The sequence below is a fragment of the Flagellimonas marinaquae genome, from assembly GCF_003992675.1.
Taxonomy (GTDB): domain Bacteria; phylum Bacteroidota; class Bacteroidia; order Flavobacteriales; family Flavobacteriaceae; genus Flagellimonas; species Flagellimonas marinaquae.
Window position 1 is genome coordinate 189,033 of record NZ_RZMZ01000015.1, and the last position, 16,716, is coordinate 205,748.

General features: G+C 43.6%; 20 protein-coding genes and 1 other RNA gene. 10 read left to right on the plus strand and 11 right to left on the minus strand.

Going from position 1 to position 16,716, the window contains the following annotated elements; all coding sequences use genetic code 11:
* Positions 1–6: 6 nt before the first annotated feature.
* A complete protein-coding gene (locus EO130_RS10215) occupies positions 7–1,176 on the minus strand; it encodes a lipoprotein N-acyltransferase Lnb domain-containing protein (protein ID WP_127141414.1) in 1,170 nt (389 codons plus the stop codon).
* 103 nt (positions 1,177–1,279) lie between these two features.
* On the opposite strand from EO130_RS10215, the gene EO130_RS10220 reads away from it, so the two are divergent.
* A complete protein-coding gene (locus tag EO130_RS10220; protein WP_127141415.1) occupies positions 1,280–2,011 on the plus strand; it encodes a CDP-alcohol phosphatidyltransferase family protein in 732 nt (243 codons plus the stop codon).
* A gap of 67 nt (positions 2,012–2,078) precedes the next feature.
* Positions 2,079–2,444, plus strand: a complete 366-nt coding sequence (locus tag EO130_RS10225) for a PH domain-containing protein (protein ID WP_164732918.1) — start codon at positions 2,079–2,081, stop codon at positions 2,442–2,444.
* Between the two features lie 7 nt (positions 2,445–2,451).
* Here EO130_RS10225 and lptB read toward each other — a convergent pair whose 3' ends face one another.
* The 4 genes from lptB to EO130_RS10245 are packed head-to-tail and all read right to left on the minus strand — an operon-like array spanning position 2,452 to position 5,397.
* Positions 2,452–3,192: an LPS export ABC transporter ATP-binding protein gene (gene lptB, locus EO130_RS10230; protein ID WP_127141417.1), complete on the minus strand. Its 741-nt coding sequence runs from the start codon at positions 3,190–3,192 to the stop codon at positions 2,452–2,454.
* A gap of 57 nt (positions 3,193–3,249) precedes the next feature.
* Positions 3,250–3,600: a carboxymuconolactone decarboxylase family protein gene (locus EO130_RS10235; RefSeq protein ID WP_127141418.1), complete on the minus strand. Its 351-nt coding sequence runs from the start codon at positions 3,598–3,600 to the stop codon at positions 3,250–3,252.
* Positions 3,590–4,432 carry a twin-arginine translocase subunit TatC gene (gene tatC / locus EO130_RS10240; RefSeq protein ID WP_127141419.1) on the minus strand — a complete coding sequence of 281 codons (843 nt, stop codon included), beginning with the start codon at positions 4,430–4,432 and terminating at the stop codon, positions 3,590–3,592. Before tatC ends, EO130_RS10235 begins: the two co-directional genes overlap by 11 nt.
* Positions 4,432–5,397, minus strand: coding sequence for a KpsF/GutQ family sugar-phosphate isomerase (locus EO130_RS10245; RefSeq protein WP_127141420.1), 966 nt, complete (start codon positions 5,395–5,397; stop codon positions 4,432–4,434). The genes tatC and EO130_RS10245 overlap by 1 nt, the downstream gene beginning before the upstream one ends.
* A 195-nt stretch (positions 5,398–5,592) precedes the next feature.
* Here EO130_RS10245 and recQ point away from each other — a divergent pair, with 195 nt between their 5' ends.
* On the plus strand, positions 5,593–7,794 hold the full coding sequence (gene recQ / locus EO130_RS10250) for a DNA helicase RecQ (protein ID WP_127141421.1): 2,202 nt from the start codon (positions 5,593–5,595) through the stop codon (positions 7,792–7,794).
* Here the strand turns inward: recQ and EO130_RS10255 are convergent.
* The 3 genes from EO130_RS10255 to EO130_RS10265 are packed head-to-tail and all read right to left on the minus strand — an operon-like array spanning position 7,791 to position 8,819.
* Positions 7,791–8,102 carry a CCC motif membrane protein gene (locus EO130_RS10255; RefSeq protein WP_127141422.1) on the minus strand — a complete coding sequence of 104 codons (312 nt, stop codon included), beginning with the start codon at positions 8,100–8,102 and terminating at the stop codon, positions 7,791–7,793. The genes recQ and EO130_RS10255 overlap by 4 nt on opposite strands.
* 10 nt (positions 8,103–8,112) lie before the next feature.
* Positions 8,113–8,436 carry a CCC motif membrane protein gene (locus EO130_RS10260; protein ID WP_127141423.1) on the minus strand — a complete coding sequence of 108 codons (324 nt, stop codon included), beginning with the start codon at positions 8,434–8,436 and terminating at the stop codon, positions 8,113–8,115.
* Positions 8,437–8,447: 11 nt separating this feature from the next.
* Positions 8,448–8,819, minus strand: coding sequence for a DUF2752 domain-containing protein (locus tag EO130_RS10265; RefSeq protein ID WP_313781373.1), 372 nt, complete (start codon positions 8,817–8,819; stop codon positions 8,448–8,450).
* A 22-nt stretch (positions 8,820–8,841) separates the two neighbouring features.
* Between EO130_RS10265 and EO130_RS10270 the strand changes: the two genes are divergently transcribed.
* Positions 8,842–9,384 (plus strand): Smr/MutS family protein, encoded by a 543-nt coding sequence (locus EO130_RS10270; protein ID WP_127141424.1) that lies wholly within the window; start codon positions 8,842–8,844, stop codon positions 9,382–9,384.
* Here the strand turns inward: EO130_RS10270 and EO130_RS10275 are convergent.
* Complete coding sequence (locus tag EO130_RS10275; RefSeq protein WP_127141425.1) at positions 9,381–9,902, minus strand: hypothetical protein; 522 nt, start codon at positions 9,900–9,902, stop codon at positions 9,381–9,383. The genes EO130_RS10270 and EO130_RS10275 overlap by 4 nt on opposite strands.
* 111 nt (positions 9,903–10,013) lie before the next feature.
* Here EO130_RS10275 and EO130_RS10280 point away from each other — a divergent pair, with 111 nt between their 5' ends.
* The gene (locus EO130_RS10280) at positions 10,014–11,162 is read left to right on the plus strand and encodes a cysteine desulfurase family protein (RefSeq protein WP_127141426.1); all 1,149 of its coding nucleotides are present in this window, start codon (positions 10,014–10,016) and stop codon (positions 11,160–11,162) included.
* Between the two features lie 4 nt (positions 11,163–11,166).
* Here the strand turns inward: EO130_RS10280 and EO130_RS10285 are convergent, their stop codons facing one another.
* Together EO130_RS10285 and EO130_RS10290 are read right to left on the minus strand one after the other, a co-directional pair.
* Positions 11,167–11,814, minus strand: a complete 648-nt coding sequence (locus EO130_RS10285) for a hypothetical protein (protein WP_127141427.1) — start codon at positions 11,812–11,814, stop codon at positions 11,167–11,169.
* A 136-nt stretch (positions 11,815–11,950) separates the two neighbouring features.
* Complete coding sequence (locus tag EO130_RS10290; RefSeq protein ID WP_127141428.1) at positions 11,951–13,642, minus strand: M23 family metallopeptidase; 1,692 nt, start codon at positions 13,640–13,642, stop codon at positions 11,951–11,953.
* Positions 13,643–13,811: 169 nt separating this feature from the next.
* On the opposite strand from EO130_RS10290, the gene EO130_RS10295 reads away from it, so the two are divergent.
* The 5 genes from EO130_RS10295 to EO130_RS10315 all read left to right on the plus strand — a co-directional run bounded on the left by EO130_RS10295 (position 13,812) and on the right by EO130_RS10315 (position 16,702).
* Positions 13,812–14,102: a hypothetical protein gene (locus EO130_RS10295; protein WP_127141429.1), complete on the plus strand. Its 291-nt coding sequence runs from the start codon at positions 13,812–13,814 to the stop codon at positions 14,100–14,102.
* A 14-nt stretch (positions 14,103–14,116) separates the two neighbouring features.
* Positions 14,117–14,410: a cell division protein ZapA gene (locus EO130_RS10300; protein ID WP_127141430.1), complete on the plus strand. Its 294-nt coding sequence runs from the start codon at positions 14,117–14,119 to the stop codon at positions 14,408–14,410.
* 54 nt (positions 14,411–14,464) lie between these two features.
* Positions 14,465–14,574: non-coding RNA, 6S RNA (ssrS, locus tag EO130_RS10305), on the plus strand.
* Positions 14,575–14,627: 53 nt separating this feature from the next.
* Positions 14,628–16,199 carry a ribonuclease Y gene (gene rny / locus EO130_RS10310; protein ID WP_127141431.1) on the plus strand — a complete coding sequence of 524 codons (1,572 nt, stop codon included), beginning with the start codon at positions 14,628–14,630 and terminating at the stop codon, positions 16,197–16,199.
* A 77-nt stretch (positions 16,200–16,276) separates the two neighbouring features.
* A complete protein-coding gene (locus EO130_RS10315) occupies positions 16,277–16,702 on the plus strand; it encodes a CBS domain-containing protein (protein WP_127141432.1) in 426 nt (141 codons plus the stop codon).
* Positions 16,703–16,716: the final 14 nt, after the last annotated feature.

A 16,716-nucleotide genomic window follows, 5' to 3' on the forward strand; every position in this document is an offset into this window, starting at 1 on the left:
GCCTTCTTATAATTTGGAGTACTTGATCATATAGCCGTATCGTATGGCCAGGGTCAAAAGTAATGGAATCAATACAGGAGAAAAAATCTGGACTTTTAAGGCCCAAAGGAGAAGCATGATGCCCATCAACCCGAGAGTCAGTCCAAAATATTTTGGAGCCCAGACGGGAACCTTATCCTGAAACAAAAAAGGGAAAGCAATCACCAGATTGACCGGGAATGCCCATAAAATATTGTAATTATAAGGGGTAGAGGTATGGTCTGTTGCCACCCAAAGCAAAAACAAAAAGGTACCGGTCAAACCAGTCAAGAACAAAAGTGAAAAGTCTAGCCAACGGCTCCGTGCCTTGTGTTTAAAATCGAAATAGGTGATGGTTCCGGTAAATGCCAGCAATAAAATAAACCAAAACAATGGGGACAAAGGGAAAAACCCACGTTGTAGGTGCTCATTGTAATCCAAAATGGTACGTTCCCTTTTTACGAGCGGTTTGCCGTTAAATGTGGTATTCCGCAATTGCTCCATGGCATAGTAGGGCAAAAACATATGCTCCTGTACGGTGGCCTTTCGATCCACAGGTGACCCAAAGGCCAAATCGATTCCAAACATGGACCAAGTGTTCACGGGCATAAATTGCCGCACCAACCGCCTAAAGGTGTATTGCTTTTCCAAATGGGAGCCGTCAAAAACGATAGCCTCCCCAAACTGCTCCTTTAAAATATCGCCCGTGATACTGGAGCAATTGTTCAGCAGGGGGTCGTATAGATAATCCCGGTTTTCGGGCAAGTAGTTTTCCTCAAAAAAAAGGAGAAGCTGATTGCGCTGGGCTACGGTCAAATCCAAAATCTGTTCCTTTACCCACCGTTTTTCCAGTTCGTATTCGTACAAGAAGCCCTCAAAACTCCTGCGCGAAAGGGAGTAGATCATTTTACCTTTGGTAAAGTTAAGGTAGAAATTGGGCTGGTTAAAATCGAACGTTCCGTAATTGTATACCACATCGATGCCCAGAGCCGTATCCTGTACCCTAAATGCCGTATGTCCAAAGGCAGAGTACAGTGCGTCCCCCGAAGCGCAAGTGATCACGCTTACTTTTGCATTTTCCGTAAGTGTTGGTGTTTGGGAAAAAAGGAAATTTCCTAAAGCGAAGAAAAATACTAAAAGTTGGAGTTTTCGATTCATTTTGGTTTTTATCAGGGCAAATATCTGAATAAAAATGGCACGTTTTGCTTAAGGCTGCCCACAGTTCAATTTTTCCTTTATTTTTACCAAAATCTTAAGATACATGAAGTCCTATATTCCCAATTTCCTGACCCTGCTCAATGTGTTGAGTGGTTGTATTGCCACGGTATTTGCGGTGCTCAATCATTTGGAGTGGGCCGCATTATTTGTGTTTATCGGGATTTTCTTTGATTTTTTTGATGGATTGGCAGCACGGGTCTTGAAGGTCCAGAGTGAAATCGGGGTGCAGCTGGATTCTTTGGCCGATGTGATTACCAGTGGCCTGGTGCCGGGAGTAGTGATGTTTCAATTGTTGAGTATGGCGGAACGGGGCGGATGGAACCTTGGGTTTATTGGGCATGATGCGGATATTACCCTATTGCCTTTTATGGGTTTTGCTATTACCTTGGCTTCGGCATACCGTTTGGCCAAGTTCAACGTGGATGAAAATCAAGTTTCCTCGTTTGTGGGGCTTCCAACACCTGCCAATGCCCTTTTGATCCTGTCGTTGCCCATGATACTTTTATATCATAACAATGAGGCATTGAACAACATTATTCTCAATCCATGGTTTTTGGTGATTTTGACGGTTGTGAGCGCTTATCTGCTCAATTCGCCAATCAAATTATTTGCCCTTAAGTTTAAAAATTGGAGCTTTAAAGAGAATGGAATTCGTTATTTGTTCATCATCGGTAGCTTAGTGTTGTTGTTGACCCTTCGCTTTTTGGCCATCCCGGTCATTGTTTTCGTGTATATTTTGATGTCACTGATCGATGGAGGGAAAAAAACTGCATAGCAATCAGGAGGGGAATAAAGTTGTTTATCCATCCAAAGTTGGATTGGAGTTACTTGTTCCCATAATTTTGATTTTTGCAATACTATTTGTAAGCACTTTTGAAAAAGCCAGTCTTATAGGCGTAGTGCTGCAGTTCGGATTAATGTTCGGCTTTGTTGCCCTTTTTTTCTCGATTTCTTATGAGGTGACCGATGAAGTTCTAACGGTAATTACGTTTTTCTTTATCAAGAAAAATATTCTGATTAAAGATATCACAGGAATAGTGGAGTCAAACAACCCCATAAGTTCACCGGCTGCCTCTTTGGACAGATTGGAGGTGTATTATGGCAAATACAGCAGTGTCATTATCTCCCCGAAAGACAAAATGGGGTTCATTGCGCATCTGAAACGCCTTTCTCCATCTATTCAAGTGGAGCTAAAAAAGAAGAAATAGGGAAAAGCTAAAAATCGAGCTTCTTTTTGCGCAGCTCAAAGTTTTGGCCCAAATATACCTTTCGTACCATTTCATCCACGGCGAGCTCTTCAGGCACCCCAGCTTTCAGGATTCCCCCTTCAAACATGAGATATGAGCGTTCGGTAATGGCCAAGGTTTCCTGAACGTTGTGGTCGGTGATCAAAATACCGATATTCTTGTTCTTCAATTGTGCCACAATTCGCTGAATATCTTCAACCGCTACGGGGTCTACCCCGGCAAAGGGTTCATCCAACAAAATAAATTTGGGGTCGGTGGCCAGGGCCCTAGCAATTTCGGTACGGCGGCGTTCACCCCCGGAAAGCAAATCCCCACGGTTTTTGCGGATGTGTCCCAGACCAAACTCATCGATAAGGGATTCCATTTTCATGTGCTGCTCCTTTTTGCTCAAATTGGTGAGCTGGAGTACACTGAGAATGTTTTTTTCGATGCTCAATTTTCGGAAAACTGATGCTTCTTGCGCCAAATAGCCTATTCCGTGCTGTGCCCGTTTGTACATGGGAAAACTGGTAATATCCATGTCATCGAGGTAAATGTGTCCACCGTTGGGTTTGATAAGGCCCACAATCATGTAGAAAGAGGTCGTCTTTCCTGCCCCATTTGGGCCCAAAAGACCAACGATTTCACCTTGATTGACCTCTAGGGAAATGCCTTTAACAACTCTTCGGCCACGGTAGGCCTTCATAATATTTTCTGCACGTAGCTTCATAGGAATGTGCCAAAACTAAACATATTCTTTGTCTAGCGAATGCTCTTTTGGATTTTTTTAGGCTTCGTTTTCTTCCAATGCTTCCCAATATTCGTACGCACGGCGCAAATGGGGCACTACTATGGTTCCGCCCACCAAAGTGGCAATGCCTAGGGTTTCCATAACCTCTTCTTTGTTGGCGCCTGCTTTTTTGGAACTTTCCAAGTGATATTTTACACAATCATCGCAACGGAGTACTGCAGAAGCCACCAAACCTAGCAATTCCTTGGTCTTCACATCCAATGCACCGGCCATGTAGGCGTTGGTATCGAGATTAAAAATACGTTTAATGAGCTTGTTGTTATCCCCAAGCAGCTTATCGTTCATCTTGGCACGATAAGCATTGAACTCTTCTACTTTATTTGACATTTTGTCTAGCTTTCTCTTTTCTTGCTTCTCTTTTAACTACCATTTTGGAAATAAATATACTCACCTGATACAGGACCAGAACAGGTATACACACTATGATTTGACTGGTGATATCGGGAGGTGTAATGATGGCCGACAGTATCAAAATGATAACCAAGGCTATTTTTCTATATTTCTTCAAGATTTCGGGGGTCACCAATCCTACCTTGGTCAAAAAGAAAATCACGATGGGCAATTCAAACATGATTCCACAGGCGATGACCGAGGCCCGTACCGTACCTACGTAGGAGGCCAAGTCGATTTCGTTCAATACTTCCTTACTTACTTGGTACGACCCCAAAAAGTTGATGGACAACGGGGCAACGATGTAGTACCCGAATAATAACCCAAGGAAAAACAATCCAGACGCCGTGATGATGAAGCCTTTGGAATGCTTTCGCTCATTTTCATAAAGCCCTGGGCTGATGAATTTCCAAAGCTCCCACAAAATGTAGGGGAAACCTAGGATTACACCTGCCCAAATGGAAGTCCAGATGTGGGCGGAAAACTGTCCGGCCATCAAACGGCTCTGTATGGTGAAGGGCAAGGATTCCCCACAAAATTCGGAATCTATCCCAAATAATTTTCCAATGTTGCAGAAGAACTGATAAGTGGGAAAGTCCATGTTTTTTGGACCAAACAATATCGTGTCAAAAATAAAGCCCTTGAAAGCAAAGGCAGCACAAGCAATGATGACCACAGCCAAGGTGGAACGTACCAAATGCCAACGTAATTCTTCCAAATGGTCCAAAAAGGACATTTCATCTGGATTTTTTCTCTGTTTTTTAGCCATTATAGGATTCCCTCGTTTATAAGGTTATGGATGTGGACTACTCCCGCGTAGCTGTAACCATCAAAAGCCAATAGTTGGGATATGCTCTTTTCCTGGAGCAGTTTTAAGGCCTTTACGGCCAAGGTGTCCACATCTACGGTCTTTGGATTGGAGGTCATAATGTCCTTTGCGGTCAGCCCACTTATGTTATCGTATTTGCTCAACATTCTTCGTACATCGCCATCAGTTACAATACCTACCACTTTGCCTTTGTCAAGCACCGCGGTAACACCAAGCATTTTCTCCGAAATTTCAATGATCACTTCCTTGATGTCGGCATTGATGTCCACCTGGGGTTTTTGGTTGTTCACCACGATATCGGCGACGCGCAAATATAGTTTCTTTCCCAATGCTCCGCCAGGGTGATATTTGGCAAAATCGGCACTGCTGAATCCTTTGAGCTCCAACAGGCAAATAGCGAGTGCATCGCCTATTGACATTTGGGCCGAAGTACTGGTGGTAGGAGCTAAATTATTGGGACAAGCCTCTTTTTCCACGTAGGTGTTCAGCACAAAATCAGCCTGTTTGGCCAACACGGATTCCATGTTTCCAGTGATACCTATGAGTTTGTGGTTTCCCACTTTGATTAAGGGGAGTAACGCTTTGATTTCCGGAGTATTTCCGCTTTGCGACAAACAGATGACCACATCGTTCTCTTGAATGGTGCCCAAATCGCCGTGAATGGCATCGGCAGCATGCATAAAAATGGCCGGGGTACCTGTGGAGTTGAGGGTGGCCACAATTTTGGAGGCCACAATAGCACTTTTGCCCACCCCGGAAACGATGACCCTCCCGTTGGATGCCAAGATGTACTGTACGGCTTGTGCAAATTGTTCGTCCAGAAGACCGATCAGGTTTGCCACGGCCTTGCTCTCTATCTCAAGGGTCCGTTTTGCTATGGATAAAATGGATTTGGTATCGCTCAAAGTATTAAAAAGTAATAAACCGATTAACTGATTGTATTCCTAAAAGAATATCTTATCTTTAAGATTACAAAACTAATCAAACTATCTTTTACAGACTATTATGGAAGTGAGAATAGATACTTCTGTAAAAGAGCGTTTAAAAAGTAAAGCCTCAACTGCCTTTTAGGTTGCTTGTAATAAATTGAAAATGCGGAAATGAGCCTAACAAATACTGATTTACACTCCTCGCTAAAAAAATATTTTGGTTTCTCGAAGTTTAAAGGGTTACAGGAAGGTGTAATCCAAAATGTACTTAGTGATAATGACACTTTTGTCATCATGCCCACTGGTGGAGGAAAATCCCTCTGCTATCAGCTACCTGCCTTGATGAAGGAAGGTACTGCCATTGTGGTTTCCCCTCTGATTGCCCTTATGAAAAACCAAGTGGACGCCATACGGGGCATATCCGAACAGAACGGCATAGCCCACGTTCTTAATTCTTCTCTGACCAAGACTGAGGTCAAGCAGGTCAAAGAAGATATTGTAAATGGCGTGACTAAACTGCTATATGTGGCTCCAGAATCATTGACCAAGGAAGAAAATGTAGATTTCTTGCGGAAAGTAAAACTTTCGTTCGTGGCCGTGGATGAAGCTCACTGTATCTCAGAATGGGGACACGATTTTAGGCCGGAATACCGTAACCTACGTGGTATCATCAATCGGTTGGGGGACAATATTCCCATCATTGGGCTTACCGCAACGGCTACTCCCAAAGTGCAGGAAGATATCATTAAAAACTTGGGTATGACGGATGCCAAGGTCTTTAAAGCATCTTTTAACAGGCCCAATCTGTTTTACGAAGTACGTCCCAAAACCAAGGATGTGGATGCGGACATCATCCGTTTTGTAAAACAGAATCAGGGAAAATCGGGAATCATTTACTGCCTTAGCCGAAAAAGGGTAGAAGAACTGGCGCAAGTACTTCAGGTCAATGGAGTGAGTGCTGTTCCGTATCATGCAGGTTTCGATGCCAAGACACGCTCCAAGTATCAGGATATGTTCTTGATGGAAGAAGTGGACGTGGTGGTGGCCACCATCGCCTTCGGTATGGGAATCGATAAGCCCGATGTACGTTTTGTCATCCACCACGATATTCCCAAGAGTATTGAAAGCTATTATCAGGAAACCGGACGTGCCGGACGTGATGGGGGCGAAGGTCATTGTTTGGCCTATTATGCCTACAAGGATGTGGAAAAACTGGAGAAATTCATGTCAGGAAAGCCCGTTGCCGAGCAGGAAATTGGCAATGCCCTGTTGCAGGAAATCGTGGCCTATGCCGAAACATCCATGTCCCGTAGAAAATTTATCCTCCACTATTTTGGCGAAGAGTTTGATGAGGTAAACGGTGAAGGGGCGGATATGGACGACAATGCCAGAAATCCCAAACCCAAGGAGGAGGCTAAGGATGATGTTGTCAAATTACTGAGCGTAGTTCGGGACACCAAAGAAAAGTTTAAGACCAAGGAGATTGTGCGTGTATTGGTGGGCAAGACCAATGCCATGATTTCTTCCCATAAAACAGACGAGAAGGGTTTCTTTGGAATAGGCAAGGACAAGGACAAGGAGTTTTGGATGGCCTTAACAAGGCAGGCGCTAGTGGCCGGACTTTTAAAAAAGGAAATTGAGCGCTACGGGATACTTCATGTAACCGAGGAAGGAAAAAAATTCTTGGAGAAACCTACTTCGTTCATGATGACGAAGGACCATGTGTACTCCAAAGATGATACGGGCAACATTGTCACCTCCGAAAAATCGAATGGTGCAGTAGCCGATGAACAATTATTGAAACTGCTTCGTGATCTGCGCAAAAAGGAGGCGCAGAAATTAGGGGTCCCACCCTTTGTGGTATTTCAGGACCCTTCGTTGGATGATATGTCCTTGAAATATCCTGTTACCATGCAAGAACTGATCAACATTCAGGGAGTAGGCGAGGGCAAGGCAAAAAAATATGGAAAGGCCTTTGTTGATTTGATTTCGAAGTATGTAGAGGAGAACGATATTGTGAGGCCGGATGACCTTGTGGTAAAAAGTACGGGGGCCAATTCCGGTCTAAAACTGTACGTGATCCAAAGTGTGGATAGAAAACTGCCTTTGGATGATATCGCTTCTGCCAAGGGATTGGAATTGCCCGAGCTGATCAAGGAGATGGAACAAATCGTGTTCAGTGGAACCAAGCTCAATATTGGGTATTGGATAGACGAAATATTGGATGAGGACCAACAGGAAGAAATTCACGATTACTTCCTAGAGGCTGATACTGATTCCATTTCAGCGGCCATAGAAGAATTCGATGGCGACTACGAAGATGAAGAACTTCGCTTGTACCGTCTTAAATTTATAAGTGAAGTGGCGAATTAAAATTCGCCACTCAATTCTCCTGTAGTGATTGCCGCTACGATAAATCCAAAGTAGAGAATAAACAGCACCAAGGAAATCAGGGATAGGGCCAATCCAATATAGGAAAGGATTTTGCCTGTTTTCACATTGCTGTAATCCGTGTAATTTTCAGGGCTTGCTTGGTACAATTGGTCCGCACTTTTAGCTTTTACCAATCCGATAATGCTAAAAATGGCACCAAAAGGGCCACAACAAAACAACGTGCCAACGATGGAGAGTATCCCCATCGTTAACACAGTGCTTGCCCCAGGTAAGGGTTGTTGGCTCATATAGTTTTTGTTATTGATATTGTTCCGTCATTTCTTGTACTTTTTGCATATAGCCTTCCCAGCCTCCCATTTGGTTAATGGACCAGAAAGTATACAATAGGTATAACAAACCGAGTACCATACCAATAATGGCCAGTGTGCGAACGGTTTTTAAAGTCTTGTAGTTTTTGTAAAGCTCTGGATTCTCGGCATAGGTTTTTTCATCTTTTCTAACGAGTAAAAAAGCTATTCCACCAAAAATAAGGCCAGGTGCTCCTCCAAAGCAGCAGCATAAGAATGATAAAATTGCCAAAACTAAGGCGATGGTCACATTTGGAAGATTCTTTTGTTCCATGGTTTAAATGTTTAGTATAAGAATTTTAGAATATAATTTATTAAAATCAAAGCTACCGTAGTCACTCCTAATACAGATATCCACCGATGGTTCACCGATAAATTGAATATCTTACTGCTAATTACAAGTGCAAACAGGGGAATAATCGTGTAAATAGCAGGATACATTTGGAAAGCGGACACAAATTCTCCATGCAAGAGGAGGTGAGCCGATCGCTGTAAACCGCAACCAGGACAGTCCACACCCAAAAGTTGCTTATTTAGGCAGGGCAGCATATAGTCCTCTAGACTAAAGACGGTTATGGTTGGCATAAGGTTGAGCATAATCCTGTTGCACCCGAAAAATACTATTATTTTTGTATCTGTGATTAATTTTCGCCTCATTTTTTAAAAGAAGAAAGGGAATATGGGCAAGTTTTCAATAGGGGATAGGGCAGAGGTGCTGGATGAAGCCATATCGGGCGTTATCCAAAAAGTGGACGGCGATAGGGTAACCTTGATTACCGAGGATGGTTTCCCCATGCACTTTACGGAAAGCGATTTGGTGAAGATTGAAGGTGACATCCCAGTGAGCAATCACGAGGTGGCCCAAGTCAAAAAAGAAAAGGCCGCTTCCAAAAAAAGAAAAATGCCCACCGTGAAACCTAGGGAACGGAGTGCGCCAAAAATGGAGGTTGATTTACACATTCATCAACTGGTAAAATCGAGCAAAGGGATGAGCAATTACGATATGCTCAATATTCAATTGGAAACCGCCAAAAGACAATTGGAATTTGCCATGAACAAACGCATCCAAAAGGTGGTGTTTATCCACGGAGTGGGCGAAGGCGTGTTAAAGGAGGAATTGCGGTATCTGTTCAACCGGTACGATAACGTTAAATTTTACGATGCAGACTATCAAAAGTATGGGTTGGGCGCCACCGAAGTGTACATTTATCAAAATGCTTAGTTGGGCACCGGTGTAGTCACTTCACCAAACTCATTGATGGCCAGGTTGGTGATGCGTTCCCCGTTGCTCGTCACAAACGATATTCCACTAAGGCTAATTTTGTGCACAAAGCGGGTAGTGTCACTTGCAGAGCGCATGGTTTCTACGATCACCGCACCATCCTGTGCCACGACTTCTTGGATCACTGTAGGTTCCACCACTGGTATTTCATCACAGAAATAATCCTTGTTCACTGTACCGGAAAAAACGCGATAGGTGACTTGGGATTGGCCCGGCACCGCACTCTCGGTAGTCACTGTTTCTCCAACAACACCTTTGTTGAGCGTTTCACTTTGAAGCTCGAGGATGAGCGCCTCGCTATCGTTTATTTTGAACATTAGGTTTTTGGCATTTGCGACTGGATTGGCACAAAACTGAAGGGAAGCACTATCAAAATCGATGGTCTCAATTTGAAGGTCACCATCGCTACAGGACCCCAACATACCTAAAACAAGTATTGAAAAGATGCATTTTCTCATGCGCCAAATTTAACGCAAATCAATTTTACTACGCCAATCCTTGGGAATAGTTTAAAAGAAATTAACTTTATTTCCTGTACTTTTGCTCCTCTCAAAAAAAAGAACTCGACCATGCAAAAAGTCTATTTGGACAATGCCGCCACCACCCAAGTAAGGCAAGAGGTAATCGAACGGATGCAGGACGCCTTGGCCCAGCATTACGGTAACCCTTCGTCTACCCATAGTTTTGGACGTTCCGCAAGAACTGCGGTGGAGCAGGCTCGAAAAACCATTGCCAAAACCATGAACGCCCAACCTTCCGAAATCATTTTTACATCGGGTGGAACTGAGGCCGACAACATGATTTTGCGTTGTGCAGTCAGGGATTTGGGAATTGAGACCATCATTACGTCCAAAATAGAACACCACGCCGTGTTGCATACAGCAGAGGAATTGGAGAAAGAGTATGGTATCCAGCTTTGGTTTGTGGATTTGGATGCGTTTGGAAATCCTGATTTGGGCCATTTGGAAGAATTGCTCAAAGGTGATGACACCAAAAAGTTGGTCAGTTTTATGCATGTGAACAATGAGATCGGCAATATTATCGACATTGCCGCAGTTGGGGAGCTTTGCAAGGCGAACAACGCCTTTTTTCATTCCGATACAGTGCAGTCCATAGGACATTATCCTTGGGATGTGCAGGCGGTCCATGTCGATTTTTTGGCAGCGGCAGCACACAAGTTCCATGGGCCCAAGGGTATCGGTTTTGCCTACATCCGCAAAAATTCAGGATTAAAGCCCTTGATTTTTGGTGGGTCCCAGGAGAGAGGTTATCGCGCCGGTACTGAATCTTTTCACAATATCGTTGGATTGGAAGAAGCCTTTGTGAGGTCGTACGAGCATTTGGAAGAGGAGACCAAAGCCATAAAGGAACTCAAAAGGTACTTTGTGGAAAAAGTGTTAAAAGAGGTTCCCGGAGCCGAATGCAATGGTCTTTCTGGGGATATGGAAAAGAGTACCTATACCTTGGCCAATATCCGTTTGCCTTTTGATAAGCAAAAAGGATTGATGCTATTGTTCCATTTGGATATGAAAGGTATTGCCTGTTCCAAAGGAAGTGCATGCCAATCGGGAAGTAATCAAGGTTCCCATGTGCTCAACGAAATCTTATCGGGAGAGGAGCTGGATAAGCCATCCCTTCGCTTTTCGTTCTCCAGGTACAATACCAAGGAAGAGCTGGACTATACGGTCGAGGTGCTGAAGGAATTCGCCAACAGCTAGGGGTTTAATTTCTGTTTTTCCTTTTCTCTTTATCGTATGGAAATTTTCTGGAGGCGGTCTTCATCATCTTGTCGATGAGCTCATTGGTGTTTTTTCCCGTCTTTTTGGAAATTTCGTTCTCGTATTTCCATAATAGCTTTCCGGTTTCGCCATCACTGATTTTTACCCCAATACGCCCATAATTGGCGTTGCCGCTAAAATAATCCAAGATGCTGAAATCTGTAGGGACTCCTTCGGAGAGCAAGATATTAAGGTTCAGGTTTCCGCTGATGATACCATCGACCTCCAATATTTTGCATAACTCCTTGGTGGTATAGGTGTCAATGTTCTCGTAAGTGATATTGTTCTGTGCCAAAATAGCATTGGTATTGGCTATGTTTTGAAAGTCAACATTAAATTTTTTCCTTTTTTTTCGTCGGGAAAAATAGGTTTCCAAGGCATTTTGCACTGCATATCCTTCCTTTTGGGCCAATACGTCGAGCTCATCTTGATCTACGGCTTTTTTAAGTTCCAAATTGGCAATAAAGGGAACTATGGCAAGTACCTCATGATCCTCCGTGTATTCGTCGAACCGTATGCTCTCATAAATGTTCTTTTGGCCCATTCCCAAAGTGGTGGCAAAAAGAGCAAGCACAAAGACAATTTTTTTCATTGATATATTTTAATTCAACAAATTATGTTTTGGCTAAGGTTGTTTTTTTGATGGTCGACCTAATTGGTGTTGGTATTGGTCATATAAAAATGACCCATTTTTGACGGAGGCCGAAATTACGTCCACAAAAATAAGGCTATTTCCTGAAAAAATTGGACGTAAAGGTGCTTGAATTGCCCACATTGTCGGTAACAATAACTTTAAGTTCACATTCGGTATCGGTCACGACATTATCATCAAAATCATAGGTAATTGTATTGGTCTTGGGTTCGTACTCCATCAATATCCATTTGCCGTTCAAGGTGGCCGAATAGGTGTCAATGCCGCTCAGGTCATCGGAGATGGTCAAACTGAGATAGCTGTAATTGCTCAACCATTGTTTGGCCTTAAAATTCTTGGGCCTAATCTGTGGAGCAACGCTGTCCTTCACCAAGGTATAGGTACCCAAGGTCCTGGTCCGAGTGGTAAAAGAGCCATCCCTTTTGTACGTTTTGGAATAGGAGGGGCGACCCCCGCGCTCCAAGTGGGCTATGAAGAGTTGTTTTCTATCCGCTTCCGAATGTTTGGAGGGGTCAAAACTGATGGTGAAGTTACGATGAGCCGCTACACTGTTATCGTGAATGGTGACCGTATCCGAGCCTTTTTCCAAGTGGATAAAGAAATCTTCGTAAAAGGTGTTGGCAGGAAAATATACCTTGGCCACTCCCAAATCAAAGTTGTTGGGCTTGTCCGCAATTACGTAGTGATCCGTGGTTTTGTCCGTTTTGTCAATTTTTTTCTCCTGCTGTTTTCCCTCTACCGGTATAATCAGCTTTGTGGTATTGCCAGCCAAATCAGAAATTTCCAATTCCACCTTGTACGACATGCCTTCCTCCACATCGATTTCACCATCGTTGTAGAGGGATTTGTAGATGCTCAAATAATTGTAGGGTTCCTTAAAGCATTTTTGAATGCGATCCCTGTTATTGTAATAATGTTCGTAATCGATGAGCGTATTGATGTAGAGCGATTCTCCGAAAGAAAAGGTTTCAAAGTCGAACTCCGAATATACCCTGCCGTTCACCGTTTGCTTTATGGCATAGACACCATTTTTATTGGCCGCCATATCCAAACGGTCAAACGTATTGATACCAAAACCAATGGTGCCGATGGCGGATACGGGGTCGGCCAGGAAGGACCCGTCCGTCTGGCGTGTGAAGTTCAACTGGATTTTTTCGGCGCTCTGATTGATCAGGGCATCATCGGATACGGGATATCCGTATAGTTCCAAAAGTGTAGGGTCTGTAGCATCCCTAACCTCATAGCCGTAAAGAAGCGGGTTGGTGGGTTTGCCGTTTACACTGTTCCGTATTTCAAAATGTAGGTGTGGGCCGGCAGAACTACCGGTATTCCCTGCGTAGGCAATGATATTCCCTTTAATAACTTTTAGGTCCCCGTAATCGGGGAATATTTCAACTTCATAGGACTGCTCCCTGTACTGTACCTTTTTGACGTATTCCTCTATTTCGGGTCCAAACTTTTGAAGGTGTGCATACACCGAAGTGTACCCATTGGGATGTGCTATGTACAGCGCTTTGCCGTAGCCCCAATGCGATACTTTTATCCGGGTTACAGTGCCATCTGCAATAGCAAAAACGGGTAGCCCTTCTCGCTGTTGGGTCTTAATGTCCATTCCTGCATGAAAATGGTTCGACCGCAGCTCTCCAAAGGTTCCAGCCAAGACCAATGGGATATCCAAAGGAGAACGGAACGCATCTTGTGGATACTCTTGTTGTGCGTGTAGGTGGAATATGAAGAATAAAAGGACTAAGAAGCAGGTTTGGCGCATAGGGCGATTCAAAAAATTATCTACGAAAGTAACCAATGTTTTGTTTTGATGAAAGGATTTGAACTCCCCCATTTTGCTTAAAGCTACACTTTAAGAATAAATCCAAAAAGTATTGCGAGGTTGTGCAAGGTTGGTTAACTTTGTGTAAGACGTATTGTTGTTTGCATCTATGAGCGAACTTGTTGAGATTGTGGATTCTTTGGAGAACAAGGTGAGTAAACTGCTGCACAAAATGGAGCTGTTGCTCCAATTGAACGCCAAATTGAGAAACGATTTGGAACTTCTGAAGGAGGAAAACGAACTTAAACAGAATGCTCTAAAGGAATGGGAGGAAAAATATGACTCCTTAAAAATGGCGAACACAATGCTGGGTAGTAATTCGAGTAAAACAGAAGCTAAGCTCAAAATAAATACATTGATCCGCGAATTGGATGTTTGCATTGCAAAACTAGCGGATTAACGGTTACCGAAATTATGGACGAGAAGCTCAAAATAAAGCTTTCGATTGCTGATAGGGTATATCCACTTACGATTGACCCAAGGCAGGAGGAGGGGTTGCGAAAGGCAGCCAAGAATATTGAGAATCTGGCAAAAAAGTTTGAGCAAAACTATGCCGTTCGGGACAAGCAAGATGTATTGGCCATGTGTGCCCTGCAGTTTGCATCCAAAATTGAGCAAGGCGGGATAGACCGTTCCGAAAACGCAGAAGCCGCTATGCAGCGTCTTAGGGCTTTGGACGAACTGGTCCATTCCAAATTGGGAGAATAAGTTCTTTTAAATAAAATATTGTTACTGCCCACATTGGTAAATATTTTTTGACAAACTCAACACTAATATAATTAGAGAGGGTGAGTTTAGGTTGTAAAAGCAGGCCCTACTTGCATAGGGATCCTTGATCAGTCTGTTAGCCCTAAACCTGTATTTTGGAGTTTGTACAAAACTTCTTCCGATGTGGGCTTTTTTTTTAACTAAACACAAACTAAACATGGATAATATCATATTGATTGTTGTTGCAGCGGTCGTGGGACTGGCAGTTGGTTTTGCCATTGCCAAAATGATGGAGAAGGGAAAGGCGTCCAAGACCATTGCAAATGCAAAGAGGGAAGCGGCCAATATAGTAAAGGAGGCCAATAAAGAAGGGGAGAGCATCAAAAAGGATAAGATCTTTCAGGCTAAGGAGAAGTTTTTGGAATTGAAGGCAGAACATGAAAAGGTCATTATCAACAAGGACAAGAAGATTGCAGAGGCCGAAAAGCGAACTAGGGACAAAGAATCGCAGGTGAGCAGTGAACTGGCCAAGAACAAAAAGCTGAACGATCAACTGCAACAGAAAATAAAAGAGGTCGAGTACAAAAGTGAGATACTCGACAAAAAACAATCCGAGGTTGAAAAATTGCACAAAAGCCAGGTGCAGCAGTTGGAAGTCATTTCTGGACTCTCTGCTGAGGATGCCAAGGCACAATTGATGGAATCCTTAAAGGAAACCGCAAAAAGCGATGCTATGGCCTATCTGCAGAACACCTTGGAAGAGGCCAAACTGACGGCACAGCAAGAGGCTAGAAAAATTGTGGTAAATACCATCCAACGAATTGGAACCGAAGAAGCGGTCGAAAACTGTGTTTCTGTATTCAATTTGGAATCGGATGACGTCAAAGGAAGGATTATTGGACGTGAAGGAAGAAACATCCGTGCCTTGGAATCTGCCACAGGGGTTGAAATAATTGTGGACGATACGCCCGAGGCCATCATTTTGTCCTGTTTCGATTCCGTAAGAAGGGAGGTCGCCAGATTGTCTTTACACCGATTGGTAACTGATGGTCGAATCCACCCAGCACGTATCGAGGAAGTCGTTAAAAAGACCGAAAAGCAAATCAATGAGGAAATAGCGGAAATTGGGAAACGCACCGTAATCGATTTGGGCATCCACGGGTTACATCCCGAACTGATCAAGGCGGTGGGCCGAATGAAATACCGTTCCTCCTACGGACAAAACCTGTTACAGCACTCGAGGGAAGTGGCCAAGCTTTGTGGCGTAATGGCAGCAGAACTGGGTCTTAATCCAAAACTGGCAAAAAGGGCTGGATTGTTGCATGATATTGGAAAAGTACCAATGGCCGAAGTAGAGGTGGAGACCCCACACGCTATTTTGGGAATGCAATGGGCGCAGAAATATGGGGAAAAAGAAGAAGTTTGCAATGCCATTGGGGCTCACCACGATGAAGTAGAAATGACGACTTTGATTTCGCCCATCGTTCAAGTTTGTGATGCCATTAGTGGAGCACGCCCTGGCGCTAGAAGACAGGTATTGGATTCTTACATCCAACGTTTGAAAGATTTGGAGGATATCGCCTTTGGTTTCCATGGGGTGCAGAAAGCCTATGCCATTCAAGCTGGTAGGGAGTTGCGCGTTATCGTGGAGAGTGAAAAGGTGAACGATGACAAGGCTGCTGAGCTTTCGTTTGAAATCTCGCAGAAAATCCAAACCGACATGACCTACCCTGGTCAAGTTAAGGTCACCGTAATCCGGGAAACCAGATCTGTCAACGTAGCTAAATAGGACAGCTGACAATTATCATACTTTTCCACTAAAGATTGGGGTAACTTCATTTCAGGAATTGATAAACTACTGGAGTGATGAAAAATAGTGTACCTATCTCAAAAATAATGACCAGAAAACTGGTCACCCTCTCTACCAAAGACGATTTGGTAACTGCGGAGCGATTGTTTAAGAAGCATCGCATAAGACATATCCCCGTTGTTGAGGGGAACACCATCAAAGGCATGTTGAGCTATACGGATTTATTGCGGATAAGCTTCGCTGATGCGGTAGATGAACACGAGGAATACGTAGATACCATTGTGTACAATATGTTTACCATTCCACAAGTGATGGTGAGCGATGTGGTTACGGTATCTTCTACAACATCCATTAAGGATGTGGCACGTTTTCTTTCTAAAAAGGAGTTTCATGCATTGCCCGTTGTGGATAACGGAAAAATTGTGGGGATCGTTACCACTACGGATTTGATCAACTATTTACTCGAATGTATCGAAGCTTAGACGAAATCATAACA